The organism is Azospirillum sp. UENF 111221 (assembly GCF_058780625.1).
In genome coordinates this window covers 1,791,378-1,807,064 of sequence record NZ_JBSNCH010000005.1, presented here as the reverse complement: position 1 = coordinate 1,807,064, position 15,687 = coordinate 1,791,378, and the positions used below count along the sequence as shown (strand labels likewise).

Annotated in this window: 16 protein-coding genes; 4 read left to right on the top strand and 12 right to left on the bottom strand. The window is 68.4% G+C overall.

Annotation, left to right across the window (positions count from 1 at the left end):
* Positions 1–68 precede the first annotated feature (68 nt).
* Together ACWPN3_RS23180 and ACWPN3_RS23175 are read left to right on the top strand one after the other, a co-directional pair.
* The gene (locus ACWPN3_RS23180; RefSeq protein ID WP_492241289.1) at positions 69–1,934 is read left to right on the top strand and encodes a DUF294 nucleotidyltransferase-like domain-containing protein; all 1,866 of its coding nucleotides are present in this window, start codon (positions 69–71) and stop codon (positions 1,932–1,934) included.
* A 10-nt stretch (positions 1,935–1,944) separates the two neighbouring features.
* Entirely contained in the window at positions 1,945–2,424 is a 480-nt protein-coding gene (locus ACWPN3_RS23175; RefSeq protein ID WP_492241288.1) for a 3'-5' exonuclease family protein, read from the top strand.
* A gap of 15 nt (positions 2,425–2,439) precedes the next feature.
* Here the strand turns inward: ACWPN3_RS23175 and ACWPN3_RS23170 are convergent, their stop codons facing one another.
* From ACWPN3_RS23170 to ACWPN3_RS23155, 4 genes are all read right to left on the bottom strand, one after another.
* Entirely contained in the window at positions 2,440–3,294 is an 855-nt protein-coding gene (locus ACWPN3_RS23170; RefSeq protein WP_109445903.1) for a carbon-nitrogen hydrolase family protein, read from the bottom strand.
* Complete coding sequence (grxC, locus tag ACWPN3_RS23165) at positions 3,291–3,554, bottom strand: glutaredoxin 3 (protein WP_014248998.1); 264 nt, start codon at positions 3,552–3,554, stop codon at positions 3,291–3,293. The genes ACWPN3_RS23170 and grxC overlap by 4 nt, the downstream gene beginning before the upstream one ends.
* 117 nt (positions 3,555–3,671) lie before the next feature.
* Entirely contained in the window at positions 3,672–4,439 is a 768-nt protein-coding gene (locus ACWPN3_RS23160; protein ID WP_109445901.1) for a ComF family protein, read from the bottom strand.
* Positions 4,440–4,451: 12 nt separating this feature from the next.
* Positions 4,452–4,718 (bottom strand): flagellar biosynthetic protein FliQ, encoded by a 267-nt coding sequence (locus tag ACWPN3_RS23155; protein WP_109051833.1) that lies wholly within the window; start codon positions 4,716–4,718, stop codon positions 4,452–4,454.
* Between the two features lie 111 nt (positions 4,719–4,829).
* Here ACWPN3_RS23155 and ACWPN3_RS23150 point away from each other — a divergent pair, with 111 nt between their 5' ends.
* Positions 4,830–5,741, top strand: a complete 912-nt coding sequence (locus ACWPN3_RS23150) for a methyltransferase domain-containing protein (protein WP_109445899.1) — start codon at positions 4,830–4,832, stop codon at positions 5,739–5,741.
* 19 nt (positions 5,742–5,760) lie between these two features.
* Here ACWPN3_RS23150 and ACWPN3_RS23145 read toward each other — a convergent pair whose 3' ends face one another.
* The 3 genes from ACWPN3_RS23145 to ACWPN3_RS23135 all read right to left on the bottom strand — a co-directional run bounded on the left by ACWPN3_RS23145 (position 5,761) and on the right by ACWPN3_RS23135 (position 8,773).
* Positions 5,761–6,531, bottom strand: a complete 771-nt coding sequence (locus tag ACWPN3_RS23145; protein WP_109445897.1) for a sulfite exporter TauE/SafE family protein — start codon at positions 6,529–6,531, stop codon at positions 5,761–5,763.
* Between the two features lie 151 nt (positions 6,532–6,682).
* Positions 6,683–7,603 carry a replication protein RepA gene (locus tag ACWPN3_RS23140; protein WP_376957783.1) on the bottom strand — a complete coding sequence of 307 codons (921 nt, stop codon included), beginning with the start codon at positions 7,601–7,603 and terminating at the stop codon, positions 6,683–6,685.
* Between the two features lie 330 nt (positions 7,604–7,933).
* Complete coding sequence (locus ACWPN3_RS23135) at positions 7,934–8,773, bottom strand: universal stress protein (protein WP_492241287.1); 840 nt, start codon at positions 8,771–8,773, stop codon at positions 7,934–7,936.
* Between the two features lie 520 nt (positions 8,774–9,293).
* Between ACWPN3_RS23135 and ACWPN3_RS23130 the strand changes: the two genes are divergently transcribed.
* On the top strand, positions 9,294–11,039 hold the full coding sequence (locus tag ACWPN3_RS23130) for a putative bifunctional diguanylate cyclase/phosphodiesterase (RefSeq protein WP_492241286.1): 1,746 nt from the start codon (positions 9,294–9,296) through the stop codon (positions 11,037–11,039).
* Between the two features lie 30 nt (positions 11,040–11,069).
* Here the strand turns inward: ACWPN3_RS23130 and ACWPN3_RS23125 are convergent, their stop codons facing one another.
* The 5 genes from ACWPN3_RS23125 to ACWPN3_RS23105 form a co-directional block, all read right to left on the bottom strand.
* Positions 11,070–11,561 (bottom strand): protease complex subunit PrcB family protein, encoded by a 492-nt coding sequence (locus ACWPN3_RS23125; protein WP_109445891.1) that lies wholly within the window; start codon positions 11,559–11,561, stop codon positions 11,070–11,072.
* A 7-nt stretch (positions 11,562–11,568) separates the two neighbouring features.
* Positions 11,569–12,750, bottom strand: coding sequence for a M20 aminoacylase family protein (locus tag ACWPN3_RS23120; protein WP_492241285.1), 1,182 nt, complete (start codon positions 12,748–12,750; stop codon positions 11,569–11,571).
* Between the two features lie 81 nt (positions 12,751–12,831).
* Positions 12,832–13,467: a glutathione S-transferase family protein gene (locus ACWPN3_RS23115; protein WP_098738827.1), complete on the bottom strand. Its 636-nt coding sequence runs from the start codon at positions 13,465–13,467 to the stop codon at positions 12,832–12,834.
* A 123-nt stretch (positions 13,468–13,590) separates the two neighbouring features.
* Positions 13,591–13,839: a DUF1272 domain-containing protein gene (locus tag ACWPN3_RS23110; protein ID WP_492241283.1), complete on the bottom strand. Its 249-nt coding sequence runs from the start codon at positions 13,837–13,839 to the stop codon at positions 13,591–13,593.
* 126 nt (positions 13,840–13,965) lie between these two features.
* Entirely contained in the window at positions 13,966–15,627 is a 1,662-nt protein-coding gene (locus tag ACWPN3_RS23105) for an HD domain-containing protein (protein ID WP_492241282.1), read from the bottom strand.
* Positions 15,628–15,687: the final 60 nt, after the last annotated feature.

The window sequence follows — 15,687 nt, the reverse complement described above, 5'->3', positions numbered from 1 at the left end:
CCGGTCCGGAGGCGCTTTTTTATGCCTCCTTTTCCCGATGCCCCGCCCTCCTGTGACGGAGCCTGCCCGTGCAGCACGCGATGCCGACCGCCTCCCCGGACTTCGATTTCGGTCAGCCCCCCTTCGACCTGCTGACCGACGATCAGCGGACGGCGCTGGCAGGTGCGCTGGACATCGCGCTCTACCCGCGCGACGCCGTCCTGCTGTCGCGGGAGGAGCCGACCGATGCGATGTTCGTCGTGCTGCGCGGCACCGTGCAGGAGCGCCGCGGCGGCGAGGTGGCGGCGGTCCATGGACCCGGCGACCGTTTCGGCTTGCAGGCTCTCTATGGCGCCGCGGGTGCCGGCGCTGGCGGCAGCACCGCCCGGCGTTTCGTCGCGGCCGAGGAGTGCGCCTGCCACCTGATCCCGCGCCCCGCACTGGAAGCGCTGGCGGCGGAGAATCCCGAATTCGGCGCCGCCATCATCGGCGATTTCGCCCAGCGCATGCGCGATCTGGCGGCGTTGAGGTCCAACCGCGAGATGGCGGCGCTGACCATGGCGCGTATCCGGCAGGCCTATCTCCACCCGCCGCTGTTCGTCGACGCCTCCGCCAGCCTGCGCGACGCGGCCGAGGCGATGCGGCAGAACCGTGCCAGCAGCGTGCTGGTGCGCGGGGCGGATGGAGCGGTTGGCATCCTGACGGGCACCGACCTGCGTGACCTCGTGGTGCTGGACGGCCGGCCGGTGAGCGAGCCGGTCGGGCCGCTCGCCCGCTACGGACTGCTGACGCTCGACCGCGACGACCTGCTGTTCAATGCGCTGGTGCTGATGACCAAGCATGCGGTGCGCCGGGTGGTGGTGACGGAGAACGGCGCCATCGTCGGGCTGTTGGGGCAAAGCGACCTGCTGGCAGTGCTATCCAACCATTCCCAGGTCATCGGGTTGCAGGTGGAGCATGCCGCCGATCCCGCCGACCTGTGCCGGGCCAGCCGCTCCATCGTCGAGCTGATACGCACCTTGCATGCCACCGGGGTCAAGGTCTCCTTCATCGCCGATCTGGTGACCGAGCTGAACCGCCGAATCTTCCGCAAGCTGTTCGAACTGCTGGCTCCGCCGGACCTGCTGGTCAACAGCTGCCTGATCGTGATGGGCAGCGAGGGGCGGGGCGAACAGCTGCTGAAGACCGACCAGGACAACGGCCTGATCCTGCGCGACGGCTTCGACTGTCCCTATCTGCCGAGGATCGCCGCCGACTTCACCCGCCATCTGGTGGAGTTCGGCTATCCGCCCTGTCCCGGCAACATCATGGTGTCGAACCCGGACTGGACCCGGCCGCTCGCCGGCTACAAGGACGCGCTGTTCAACTGGATCCACCGTCCGGACGAGGCGGCGCAGATGAACCTCGCCATCTTCTACGACGCCGCCTCGGTGGCCGGCGACGCCACCCTGCTGGCCGAGGCGAAGGACTATCTGCTGGGCCGCCTGCAGGACAACCAGATGTTCTTCACCCAGTTCGCCCGTCCGGCCCTGTCCTTCGACACGCCGAGCGGCCTGTTCGCCGCCCTGTTCGAGCGGCGCCGGGCGGAAGCGGTCGACATCAAGAAGGCCGGCATCTTCCCCATCGTCCATGGTGTGCGAGCGCTGGCGTTGGAAAAGCACCGGGCGGAAACCAACACGGTGGAGCGCATCCAGGTGCTGGCCGAACTGGGGGCGCTGGACCGCAAGATGGCCGCCGATCTGGTGGAGGCCTTCACCATCCTGTCGACCATCCGCCTGAAGGCGCGTGTCGATCTTCCCGATGACGGGCCTGAGGAGGGAGCGGAACTGGCGATCGACAACCTCGTGTACCCCGACCGGCTGGGCAAGCTCGACCGCGACCAGTTCAAGGACTGTCTGGCCCTGGTGAAGAGCTTCAAGGAACTGATCGCCCACCATTTCCGCCTGAACCATTGAGGCGGCGACCATGGCGCACTCCGATCATACCGACACCGACCGCCGCGAGCATGTGGCGGTCCATTGCGAGGCGACCAGCTTCGACCCCGAGTCGGCAAGGCCGCTGACCTTCGCCGCCATCCGCATCCGCGGTCCCCGCATCCTGACCGGCAGCGCCCTGCTGCTCCATCCCGGCAGCAACACCGGGACGGCCGAGGCCGGCGACCTGCTGCATGCCTTCATCGGCGGCCGGCCGCTGGTCGGCTATTACCTGGATTTCTCCATCGCCATGGCCGAACGCCTGACCGGCCGTCCGTTGCCGGAGGAGCGGACGGAGGTGTCGAGCCTCTATTACGACCGCAAGATCCGCAGCCTGTCGAAGCAGGCGGTCGATCTGCGGCTGGACAGTCTGGTCAACGACCTCGACCTTCCGGTGCGGCCTGACGGTGCCTTCGGCATTGCGCTGACCGCAGCGATGGCGTGGCTGCGGCTGACACAGGACGGCCGCTGAGGAGTAGCGGACGGGTCAGAACCCGATCCGCTCCACCTCGAAGGCACGGTCGTGGGTCAGCGACGGCACCATGCTGCGGGCTTCCGCGATGCGGTCGAGGTCGAGGTCGGCAGTGATGAAGCCGACATCGGTGCCGGCATCGGCCAGCACCTCGCCCCACGGCGCGATCAGCAGGGAATGGCCATAGGTCTGGCGGCCCTGGTCATGGCTACCGGTCTGGGCCGGGGCAACGACGAAGCAGCCGGTCTCGATGGCGCGGGTGCGCAGCAGCGTGTGCCAGTGGGCGCGGCCGGTCGGCACGGTGAAGGCGGCCGGCACCGTCAGGATCGACGCCCCCGCCTTGGCCAGCGCCCGGTAGAGATAGGCGAAGCGCACATCGTAGCAGACGGTCATGCCGATGCCGCCCCACGGGCTGGAGGCGACGACCGCCCGTTCGCCCGGCCGGAAGGTGGCCGACTCGCGATAGGATTCGCCGTCCTTCAGCGTGACGTCGAACATGTGAATCTTGTCGTAGGAGGCGACGACCCGCCCCCCGGCATCGAACAGATGGCTGCGGTTGGCGGCGCGCCCGTCCTCCAGCAGGACATGCAGGGTGCCGCCCAGGATCCAGGCCCCGGTTTCCCGCGCCAGATCGGCGAAGAAGGGGATGCCGGGATGCTCCGCCTCGCTGCGGACGCGCTGCATGGTCTTGTCGCGGCCCTGGACGATCCAACCGACATTCTCCGGCAGGGCGATGAAGTCCGCCCCGGCGTCGCGGGCGCGGCGGACGAGATCGCCCGCCGCCCGAAGGTTCGGCTCAAGCTCTGTGCCCGCATTCACCTGGACGCAGGCGGCCTTCAGCACGCCGGTGCCGGCGGCGCCCCCGCTCACGCGGCGATGCCGAGCAGCGGGTCGAGCTTGCCGGCGCGATCCAGCGCGTGGATGTCGTCGCTGCCGCCATACGGCTTCCCGTCGATGAAGATCTGCGGGACGGTGGTCCGTCCTTCCGACCGCTCGATCATCTCGCTGCGGCGGCCTGGCTGGGCGTAGAGGTCGATTTCCTCGTATGTCACGCCCTTGCCGTCGAGCAGGCTCTTGGCCCGCATGCAGTAGGGACAGAAGGGCGTGGTGTAGATGACGACGTCGGCCATGCCACTGGGCTCCTTTTGGACGTGGAGAAACTATAAGGTCAACCCACGAGGGGCGCCAGACGTTGCAGCCCGCGTGCAACGCCGGTCAGCGTCGCCGGCCGCGGCCCTTTTTAAGCGTCAGCGCTGCACCACACGCGCCAGGGTCAGCACGTCCACCCGCGCCGCGCCGGCGCGCAGCAGAACCCGCGTGCATTCCGCCAGCGTCGCCCCGGTGGTCATCACGTCGTCGATCAGCACCAGCCGCTGTCCCGTCACCTGCTCCTTTGCCGACTGTCCCGGCCGCAGGCGGAAGGCGCCCTTGACGTTGCGGTGGCGTCCCTGGCGGTCCAGCCCGCCCTGGGTCGGGGTGGAGCGGTGGCGTTGCAGCAGGTCGGGCGTGGCGGGAACGCCGCTGTGCCGCGACAGCGCCTGTGCCAGCAGGGCCGCCTGGTTGTAGCGGCGGCGGAACAGGCGGCCGCGGTGCAACGGCACCGGCAGCAGCCGGTCGGCATCCGCCAGCAGCTCCTTGCCGGCCCGCGCCAGCCAGACGCCATAGGATTTGGCGGCATGGATGCGGTCGCCATGCTTGAAGCCGAGGACCAGCGGCCGGCTGCCGTCATCATAGGCCAGCACGGCGCGGGCGCGGGCGAAAGGCGGCGGGGCCGCCAGACAGGCGCCGCACAGCGCGCCCTCCTGCGCCTCATACTCGAAGGGAAGGCCGCAGCAGGCGCACAGCGGCGGGGCGATGAAGGTCAGCTTGACCCAGCAGGCCGCACACAGGCCGCCCTGCCGGTCCACCGCCTCGCCGCAGCTGAGACAGCGCGGCGGCAGCAGCGCGTCCAGCAGCAGGGCCGCCGCACCGCTGGCGATGCGGCCAAGTCCGGAAAGCGGCGCTGGCGCCTGCATCGGCCCGGTCCGTCACTGCAGCATGGCGATGCGCTCGAAGATCACCGCCGTATAGTCGCGCAGCGCCAGATAGATCGCCGGGCCGGTGACGAACAGGATCAGCAGGGTGGCGAAGAACTTCATGTCCTGCTGCAACGACGACTCGTTGATGTTGGTGGCGCTCTGGAACAGCATCAGCCCGGCCGACAGCAATGCCGTGATGCCCAGCGTCGGCAGCGAGATTTTCAGGATGACCATCAGCGCTTCATGACTGACGGCAATGGCCTCGTCGATGCCCATTCCGATGCCTGTCCGGTTTTCCTCCCATTCGGGAGCGCTGCTGTGGAGAAGGTGGCTGGGCTGCGAGTGTAGCACGGTTGTCGTGCCGCCGGCCTGGGGTATAGTGCGGCCATGACAAGCCCCGACAGCATGACCGTTTTCGACCGTGCGCTCGTCCGCCGCCGCCGTGACCGCGCCGTCGCCGAATTCACCGACCACGCCTTCCTGTTCAAGGAGATCGCCGACCGCCTTGCCGACCGGCTGGAGGACGTGATCCGTCCCTTCCCGCTGGCGCTGGACGTCGGCTGCCACGACGGGGCGATGGGCCGGATCCTGAAAGGCCGCAAGGGGATCGAACGGCTGGTCGCCTGCGACCTGTCGCCGGAGTTCGCCCGTGCAGCCCTCGCTCCCGGCAACCCCGCCGTCGCTGCCGCCATCGCCGCCGACGAGGAGTTCCTGCCCTTCGCCCCCGGCAGCTTCGATCTGGCCGTCAGCAATCTCAGCCTGCACTGGGTCAACGACCTGCCGGGCGCCCTGGTGCAGATTAGGCAGGCGCTGAAGCCCGACGGCTTCTTCTGCGCCTCCATGCTGGGCGGCCAGACCCTGGCCGAGCTGCGCCGCTGCCTGTATGAGGCGGAGATGGAGGTGTCGGGCGGCGTCTCCCCCCGCGTGTCGCCCTTCGCCGAGATCAAGGATGCCGGCGGGTTGCTGCAACGCGCCGGCTTCGCCCTGCCGGTGGTCGACAGCGACGTGATCACCGTCACCTATTCCGACGCCTTCGCCCTGATGCGCGAACTGCGCGGCATGGGCGAGACCAATGCCGTGCTGGCGCGGCGCAAGGTCCCCGCGACCCGTGCCTTGCTGTTCGACGCGGCCCGGCGCTATGCCGAGCTTTATGCCGAGCCGGACGGGCGGATCCCGGTGACCTTCGAAGTGCTCTACTTGGCCGGCTGGTCGCCGCATGAGAGCCAGCAGCAGCCGCTGAAGCCCGGCAGCGGGCAGGTTCCGCTGGGCGACGCGCTGAAGGGCGGCGGTATCCACTGAAACAGGGCGAGGGGCTGGTTTACGCAACCAGCTTCCAGGCCATCCAACCCAGCACCCCGGCGTTCACCAGCATGATCGCCGGGGCGACGCGGGCGACCGCGGTGCGCCAGGTGCGGCCGGCGATATGGCCGGCCAGCCCGACCGCCAGCAGGCTGGGCACCGTGCCGAGCGCGAAGGCCGCCATGCCGAGTGCGCCGGTCAGCGCACTGCCGCTCGCCGCCGCCACCGCGATGGCGCCATAGAGCATCCCGCAGGGAATGAAGCCCAGCGCCACCCCCAGCCCATAGCCGCGCCAGCCCGTCGGGTTGCCGAACAGCGGCCGGGCGAGGCCGGACACCCGCTCGCTCCACCAGCGTTGTACTCCGTTGCTTCCCAGCGAAGGAGCCTTGGGCAGCCAGGACAGGACGCCGCGCGCGGCATAGCCGAGGAAGAACAGTGCCGCCAGCGCCAGCAGCGCCACCGACAGCCAGCGCAGTCCCGGCAGCGCCCCGACATGGCCGGCGACCGAGGCCGACAGCGCGCCGACCAGCGCATAGGTCGTCGCCCGGCCGGCATGATAGGGCAGCACCGCCGCCCCGGTCAGGCGTCGGAACTCCGACATTGCCGACAGCGGCACCCGCTCCAGCCGCGCCGACACCTGGGCCAGGACGAAGGGGCCGCACATGCCGGCGCAATGGGTGGTGCCGCCGACCAGTCCGGCGGTCAGCAGGGCCAGCAGCAGCCCGCCGTCGCGGTCGATGACCACGGCGCACTGGTTCAGTCCGGCATCCAGCAGCGACAGGGCGTCCAAGGCAAAGCCTCTCCGGTTCGGGAACTGGCGGCGATCTTAGGAGGAGGGGAGGGGGCCCCCCAATGACGTGGGTCAATGGTGGGCAGGCTTGCCGGGGTGTGGGGCAAAGCGACCGCGAACGATTCTGTGCCGGTCGCTTAACCCCACGCCCTTACGCCAGCAGGCGGGCGATGGGCGGGCGGCTGGGATGAAGGACGACGCCGTCGTCGGCCGGTTCGACCTTCGCGTCCGGGTAGGCGGCCAGCGCATATTGCAGGGCCTGGACGAAGCGCGGCTTGAAATGCTTCATCTGGTCATAGCCGGCACCGAACTGCGCATAGAGCGACGGCCAGGAGATCGGCTGCGGCCGGCTCAGCGAATGCAGCCGGTAGGCGAGCCAGACATAGAGATCCAGGCTCAGCGAACGGTCCTTCAACTGCCGCACCGCTTCCTCCAGCAGGGGAACCGGATGGTCGCGCAGGGCCTGGAAGAAGGTCTCGTCCAACTGGACCACGTCGTTCCACAGCGTGCCCTGGCGGTCGTCGCCGAGAGCGTCATGGAAGATCAGGCCGCGCTTGACGATGCCGCCCTTCTCGAAGACGTCGGCGTCCTCGCCGTCCCAGAAGAACTTCAAGGAGCAGGCGGAGATGCGCAGCGACTGTTCGCGGAAGCCGCGGAAAGTCTCGCCGCCGACGCTGATGCCCATCCGGGTCAGCCAGTCGCGCATGGAGCGGCCGAGTTCGACTTCGCGGCGGCCGGTGCGCACGGCCTGGGTTTGCAGATAGATCAGGATCATCCGCGCCCGCGCGCCATAGGGCACTCCGAACAGCTTCATCTTGCCGTTCACCTTCAGCCGGCCCGGTTCGACCAGCAGCGTCACCTGATGGCCGCGCTTTTCCCAGGGCATGTCGTCGGCCAGCTTCTTGTGCGGAAGGCTGGTCAGGCAGAAGCCGCTGTAGGTGATGCCGAGATGCTGGTTCTCGTCCGCCAGGATGTCGGCGGCGATGTCCACCAGCGTCCGCTCTTCGGGCCGGACCAGGGCGCGCGCCTTGTCCCGGCCATGCTCGATCACGAGTTTGTGTATGTCGCCCATAGCAGCCTCACCCGGATGTTGTGGCATCCTGGTGAGCGGCGGCCGATGGAGTCAATGTGGGGTTAGGCGACCGTGCTAGTCGACGGTTAGTTGTTAGACTTATTAGTTGAGTCGCCGCTTGTCCCCATGGGGAAACCCCGAGTCGCGCCGCTTTTCCCCACGAATCCGCCGCTTTTCCCCAAGGGGATCAGGGTGGACAAAGAGGCGCGGTCGCTTTTCCCCACGGGCTGGGAGGAGCGACTCGCGATGGTTGCGGAGGGACTTGGGGAAGACGCGGGCGGTCGCTTAACCCCACGGGTCGGGGAGGGCGCAGCCGGAAGCCGCACCCCCTCAATGGCTCATCAGCACCGGAACGGTCATGTGCTGCAACATGAAGCGGGTCATGCCGCCCAGCACCAGCTCGCGGAAGCGCGAACGGCCATAGGCGCCCATCACCAGCAGGTCGCAGCTTTCGTCGGCGGCCATGTTCAGCAGGGTGTCGCCGGGCTCCACCACGTCGGTGGCAACATGGGTGGCCTCCACGCGGCAGCCGTGGCGGGACAGATGGCGGGCGATGTCGGCGCAGGGCTCGTCGCCCAGGCCGTTCGGGCCGGGCTTCGGATTGGCGGCCATCACCACGACGCGCTTGGCGGCGGTCAGCAGGGACATGGCGTCGCCGATGGCGCGCGCCGCCTCGCGGCTGCCGTTCCAGCCGACCAGAACCCGCTCGCCGATGCTGGAGAAACGGCCGGCATAGGGCACGACAAGAAGCGGCCGGCCGCATTCGAACAGCAGGTCGGCCGGCTGGGCGACAAGCTGGTCGCGGTCGCGGTCCGGATCGGGCTGGCCGACCACGACCAGATCGGCATAGCGGCCGCGGACCGCGGCGGCGATGGTCGGATCGGCTTCCTGCGCCAGCCATTCGGATCGGTCGGTCATGCCGTGCAGGCGCATGACGTCGTCGAAGGCCGCCTGCATCCGGTCCGTCTGGTCCTTGCGGCTCTGGCGGCGGCTTTCGCGCAATTCCTGCGGGATTTCGGCTTCGATGTAGCCGGGGAACACCGTGTCGGTGAAGGCATAGAGCGCGGTCAGGTGCGCATCGCACCGCGCTGCGAGCCGTGCTGCGAGGTCGAGACGCGCTGCGGACGCAGGCGTATCGTCGACGACGACCAGGAAGTCCTTGAGAGCCATGGCGTGGTTCCTGCCCAGAATGGTGATGGTTGCCCGTCATTGGGGCTTTTCATCATGGGATTTGCGGCAAGGCGGCGCCGGGTCGGGCGACATCCTCGACGTCGTTGTCCCCACTTGTCTTGGCAGTATAAATCCGCGCCTGCCCGCCGATGTCCTTCCATTACAGGGCACAGCCATGCCTTTGCCGCGTTCCTGCACCGCACAAGACTGATTGTCCGCCGAACATTCGACTTGAGATGCAATCGCAGGCCGCAGACACCCCGATAGAAAACGAAACCCATTCCTCTATTCGCACAGTGAGAAACAGAAAAGCGGGATTGTGCGTTCGGCGATGGTGCAACCCGCGCTTGAATGAATACTATGATATGCCCATGGATATGCAGCCGTGTCTCCGATGGATCGGCTATAGAAACGTTCAAGCTCTGTTGCACTAAGGCAGCTTTGGTTTTGACGGGCGGGTGACACTTCGCGTAAGTGTTGGGTATCGATTTCCTGATGAGTACCCCACTCTATCCTCGCCATGAGTCCTGATCCCCGAATCACCGCGCTGGCCGACGCTTTATCGGGTGCCACATCCGGCGCGCCGGGGCTCGACGCCCTGCGTCAGATTCTCGACGCCATGACGGTGAAGGTGGCGTTGATGGACCCGCAGAGGCGGCACATCTATGCCAACCGCGCCTATCTGGAGATGATGGGGACAACTCTGGAGAAGGCGGTCGGCACCACCATCGGCGACCTGCTGGGGCAGGACCAACTGCGCAACACCGTCGGGGCGGCCAAGCGCGCGCTGGCGGGCGAGACGGTGCAGACGGAAGGCTGGATCACCCAGGCCGACGGGCAGCAGCGTTACGTCACGCGGCTTCATGCGCCGCACCGGGCGGAAGACGGCGCCATCGCCGGCTACTTCGTCATTCTGCAGGACATGACCGAACGCCGTCAGGTGCAGGACGACCTGTTCCGCCTCGCCTATTACGACCCGGTGACCGGGCTGGCCAACCGCCTGATGCTGCTGAAGCACATGGCGGACTACCGCAACATGGGCGAGCCCTTCACCCTCGTCATCCTGGACATCGACCGTTTCGCGGAAATCCGCAGCAGCATGGGCCAGGGCTTCGCCAACGAGGTGCTGGACGGTCTGGCCCAGCGGATGGCGGCGCAGGCCGCCGCCTTCGACCTGATCGCCCGCGTCAGCGACCATGCCTTCGCCATGCTGGCCGGCGGCGCCTGCGACCGGCCGGTGCTGGAGGGCGCCATCGAGGAGCTGGCGTCGGTGGTGCGCTCGGCCCGCTCCAGTTCGGGCGGCACGGTGTTCCTGTCCGCCAGCATCGGCGTCGCCATAGCGGCGCCGACCCACGAACGGCCCGACGACGTGCTGCGCGACGCCGAGATCGCCACCGCCCGCGCCCGTGAGCAGGGCGGCGGGCGGCAGGCCTGGTTCGACCCGGCGATGCACTCCCATGTGGTCGAGCAGGTGCGGCTGGAGCATGACCTGCGCAGCGCATTGGACAGCGGCAGCGACCTGTGGGTCGCCTATCAGCCGATCGTGGAGATGGTGACCGGCGGGCTGGCGGGGTTCGAGGCGCTGATGCGCTGGAACCACCCGGAACGCGGCAACATCCCGCCCGGCATCTTCATCCCCATCGCCGAGAGCACCGGTCTGGTCGTGTCGCTCGGCACCTGGGTGCTGCGGCAGGCCTGCTTGCAGATCGCGGAGTGGCAGGACCGCCGCGAACCGGGCTCCGCCCCGCTGTTCATGAGCGTCAACCTGTCCACGCACCAGCTGTCCGATCCCAACTTCGTCCAGGTCGTGCGCGAGGTTCTGCGCGAGACCGGGGTGGAGCCGTCCTGGATCAAGCTGGAGCTGACGGAAAGTGCCGTCATGGACAAGGCGGAACAGTCGATCCGCCTGCTGCGCGACTTGCGGGCGCTGGGCATCAAGCTGTCGATCGACGATTTCGGCACCGGCTATTCGTCGCTGTCCTATCTGCACAAGCTGCCCATCGACAGCCTGAAGGTCGACCGCTCCTTCGTTTCCGCCATGCACCAGTCGGAGGAAAACCGCGCCATCGTCCGCATCATCATGGATTTGGCGCGCCTGCTGGGCTTCGACGTCATCGCCGAGGGCATCGAGACCAGCGCCGACGCCAATCTGCTGCGGGCGCTGGCCTGCGATTACGGCCAGGGCTATCACTTCGCCCGCCCGCTGCCGTCGGCGGATGCCGGCAAGCTGGTCGGCGGGGAGTTGCCGTGGCAGATGCCGCGGTGAAGGTGGCGGTCTGACGCCACCTCCCGCCTTCTACTTCCCCCGAACGAACTTCGGCGTCCCCGCCGTGCCGGGCAGCAGGCGGATGGCGTAGGGGCTGGTGCGCATCTGCGCCACAGCCTGGGCGGGGCCGGGCACCATCTCGTGATAGCCGACGATCAGGTCGGCGCCCTTCTGCTGCACGCTGTCGATGGCGACGCCGTAGCCGGCGCTGTCGCGCGGCCCCAGGAACACCGCCACCGCCATCCGCCCGCCGGGCAAGGAGGACGGGGCCGGTTCGCCGACCCGCGCCCACAATGCCGACCATTCGCCGGAGTCGCGGGCGACGACATAGGCGCGCTCGGCAGCGCTGCTGTGGTCGCCCTGCCAGACGGTGCCGGCCTCCGCCTGCGCCGGCAGCAGATTGCCGTCGGCGCGGTCGTTGCCGCCCTGGCAGGAGGCCAGCAGAAGGGCAGGGGCGAACAGCAGCGGGATCAGATGCGGGATTGGATGTGGGATCTGGCGGGGACGGGACGGCAGCTTCATGGGACGGTCAGGCGCTCCGCGGCAGGATCGTCTCGACCAGCGACGCCCAATAGCTGGCGCCGGTGGTCAGGATCGCGTCGTTGAAGTCGTAATGCGGGTTGTGCAGACGGCAGGAGGATCCAAGATGGCCGCCATGGCCGAGCCAGATGTAGGCACCCGGCCGCTCCTTCAGCATATAGCCGAAATCCTCCGCCGCCATGGTCGGGTCCGGCGCCCAGACCACATTCTCCTCGCCAACCACCTTGGCGGCGGCAGCGGCGGCGATGCGCGCCTCCGGCTCGCTGTTGACCGTGGCGGGATAGCCGGGGCGGAAGCGCAACTCCGCCGTGGCACCCAGACCTTCGGCGATGCTGGAGACGAGGCGGCCGAACTGCTCCTGGATGCGGCTGTGGTTCTCTTCCGAGAAGGTGCGCATGGTGCCGCGCATCCGCGCGCTGTCGGGGATGACGTTGGCCGCGGTCCCGGCCTCCACCACCGTGATCGACACGACGGCACTTTCGGCCGGGTTGGTGCCGCGGCTGACCAGGCTCTGCGCTGCGGTGATGATGTGGGCCGACACCAGGACCGGATCGATGCCGCGATGGGGCATGGCGGCGTGGGCGCCGTGGCCGGTCACATGGATTTCGAACTGGTTGGCCGCGGCCATCACCGGGCCGGGATGCACGGCGATCCGGCCGGCCGGAAGCTCCGGCCAATTGTGCAGGCCATAGACCTGCTCGCAGTCGAACTGCCGGAACAGCCCGTCGTCGATCATCCGCTTCGCCCCACCCAGGCCTTCCTCGGCCGGCTGGAAGATGAAGTGGACGGTGCCGTCGAAGTTGCGGGTCTCCGCCAGATAGCGGGCGGCACCCAGCAGCATGGTGGTGTGCCCGTCATGGCCGCAGGCGTGCATCTTGCCGGCATGGCGCGAGGCATGGTCGAAGTCGTTGGCCTCAGGCATCGGCAGCGCATCCATGTCGGCGCGCAGGCCGATGGCCCGGCTGCTGCCGCTGCCAAGCCCCGTCAGCGTGCCGACCACGCCGGTTCCGCCCAGGCCGCGATGCACCGCGATGCCGAACTCCGCCAGCTTCGCGGCGACGATGTCGGAGGTCCGCTTTTCCTCGAACCCCAGTTCCGGGTGGGCGTGGATGTCGCGCCGCCACGCGGTCATGTCGTCCTGGAAGGCGGCGATGCGGTTGTTGATCGGCATGTCTCTGACGTCTGGTTGGAACGGCCGGAGGACGTTCGGGGAAAACCGGGTGAGGACGGCTGAGGGGCGAGGATCGTCCGCTCAGCCGGAAGCGGCCAGATCGGGCACCGACATTCCGCGCTGGACCGCCGGCCTTGCGGCGACGGTGTCGTGCCAGCGCTTCAGGTTGGGGAAGCGTTCCAGCAATCCGCCGCCCGCCACCGCCGCGGCGGCGATGAAGGGGAAGCAGGCGATGTCGGCGATGGAGTAGGAGGCGCCGGCCAAATGCTCCGCCGCGCCCAGCCGCTCCTCCAGCGCCGCATAGCAGCGCATCAGCTCGCCCTTGTACAGGTCGATGGCATGGGGGATGCGGTCAGGAGAGCGGGCGGCGAAGCGCTGCATGTCGATGGCGGTGGGGCCGAGGTCGCTGATGCCCAGCATGAACCAGCTCATCGCCTCGGCCCGCTCGTCCTCATCCTCGGGCAGCAGCCGGCCGGTGCGCTCGGCGAAATGCAGCAGGATGGCGCCGGAGCCGAACAGGCGCCGCACCCGGCCGCCCGGAAGCTCTTCCGCCAGCGCCGGGATTTTGGTGATCGGGCTGACCGCCAGGAAGTCCGGCCGCTTGTTCTCGCCGGCGGCCAGATCGACACGGTGGACGGTATAGGGCAGTCCCAACTCCTCCAGCAGGATGGAGGCCTTGCGTCCGTTGGGCGTGGGAAAGCTGTAGAGCGTGAGCATGCTGCGACGGTCCCTGCGCTCCGTCCGGGGGCGGATCCCCGGGAGCGATAGCGCCAGTCTGGCCGATTTGCGCGGCGAACGCCAGCGACAGCACTGCCGATCCGGGCCTTCGATCCGTCAGGGCTAGAACAGCGGGGTGCAGCCGTCCGGCTTCACGATGCGCGTGGCCGACGGCGGGTTGGCCGCCAGCTTCGCCGCCGGGCGGATCGGCCGCCGCAACAGCTCGCCCCCGCAGTTCGGGCAGCGCTCCCCCGGCAGCCGGGCACGGCAATCGGCGCAGAAGGTGCATTCAAAGGAACAGATATAGGCGTCCGTCGCCTCGGGCGGCAGGTCGCGGTCGCAGCATTCGCAGTTGGGTCGCAGGTCCAGCATGGCACGGTCTCCGGCTTGGGCGATGTGCCGGAAAGAATAATGGGCTTTCTCTGTCTGCGTGAGTGGCGTAGTTGCCGACGGGCATCAATATCCTGCCAAAGCGATGCACCTTTGCCAGGAGAGAGGCTACATCGCCTCCGCCCGGCGGCCGAACAGGGCGCGCAGCTTGCGGCCGATGGCGCCGCCCAGCATGCCGTGGCCACCCCCCGCCTTTGGGAACCAGCCAGGGTCGTCGGTCTGGAAGCGGCGGACAACGTGCACGAAGGCATCGACGACGTCGGGGTCGAAGTCGCGGCCCGACCGTTCGACGATCCAGGCCATCGCATCCTCCACCGCCCAGGCGCTGCGGTACTGGCGGCTGGTGATCAGCGCGTCGAACACGTCGGCCACCGCCATGATGCGGGCGCCGATGGGGATGGCGCTGCCGCGCAGACCCTCCTGATAGCCCGATCCGTCGTAGCGTTCGTGATGGTAGCGCGCGATCTCCGCCGCGATGGACAGCAGCGACCGGCCACGCAGCGGCACCGCCGCCTCGGCCAGGATGCGGTGGCCGATCTCGGTGTGGCGCTGGATCATCTGCATGTCGATGCCGGTCAGCTCGCCCGGCATGCCCAGCGTCTCGTCCGACACGCTCAGCATGCCGACATCGTGCAGCAGGGCCGCCAGCCCGACCTTCTCGACGAAGTCGGCATCAAGCTCGTCCCGGAACTTCTCGCGTTGGTGCAACTCGCGGGCGATGGAGCCCACCAGCTTCTCGATGCGCTGGAGATGGCCGGTGGCGGCGTTGTCCTTGTATTCTGCCAGCGCGCCCATCGCCAGGACGGTGGCCTTCTGCGAGGTGTTCAGTTCCTCGATCAGCAGGGCGTTTTCGAAGGCGATGGAACATTTGTTGCGGAACAGCTCCATCAGCTGCCATTCGCGGGCGGTGCCGTCGTTGCGGCCCTCGACATAGATCATGCCGGTGATGCCGCCGTTGGCGCGCAGGCGCAGCGCACAGAAATCCGGCTCGATGATCGTCTCGCTGCTGGGCGACAGCCGCTCCAGCGCCGCCTCCACCCGCGGCTCGCCAAGCTCCGCGACCTCCACGTCCTTCCACTTGGCGAAGCGGCCGGTGGAGGCGCGCACGCGGATCTTGCGGTCGCGCGGCAGAGTGTCGCCCTGGATGCAGAGAAGCGCATGGTGGCCGATGCCGAGCAGTCCGACGACGCGCGGCAGGATGTTGGGAAACAGCACGTCGGGCGTGCGCATCTCCAAGAGGCCGGTGGTGGCCACCAGCATGCGGGCCAGCCCCTTGCGCCCCGCCGCCAGCGTCTGGAGGCTGGCGAAGGTGCGCAGCTGGCCAGCAACGGCGGTGCGCAGGGCGCGCGGCGTCAGCTCCGCCTTGACCCGCCAGTCGCCGACGTCGTTGGCGGCGATGGCCTCATCCTCGCTTCCCGTATCCCCGTTCCCGGCTTCGTCCTCCCGTTCATCGGTGCAGACCAGGATGCGGGTGCGCTGGTTGCCCAGTTCGCGCCGCAGATAGGCCACCAGCTCCAACCCCGCCTTCGGGCCTTCAAGCGCGGTTTCCAGCAGGATCAGGGCGGTGTCGGGATGCCGCTGCAAGGCGTCGCGCGCCTCGGCGGCGGAGGTGGCGCCGGTCAGCTCGACCCCGGCGCCGTCGATCGACAGCCCGTCCAGCGCCGACCGTGCCTTGGCCAGCAGCGACGGATCGGAATCGACGACCAGAACCTTGAAAGGTGGTTTGGCGACCGGATCGGCCATCTCTGGCCGTGCATCGTCGTGGAGCATGGCATTCCCAGCGGTTGCGCGTCTGCGGTGCGCGTCCGGCAAAGTAATCCCATTGCACGA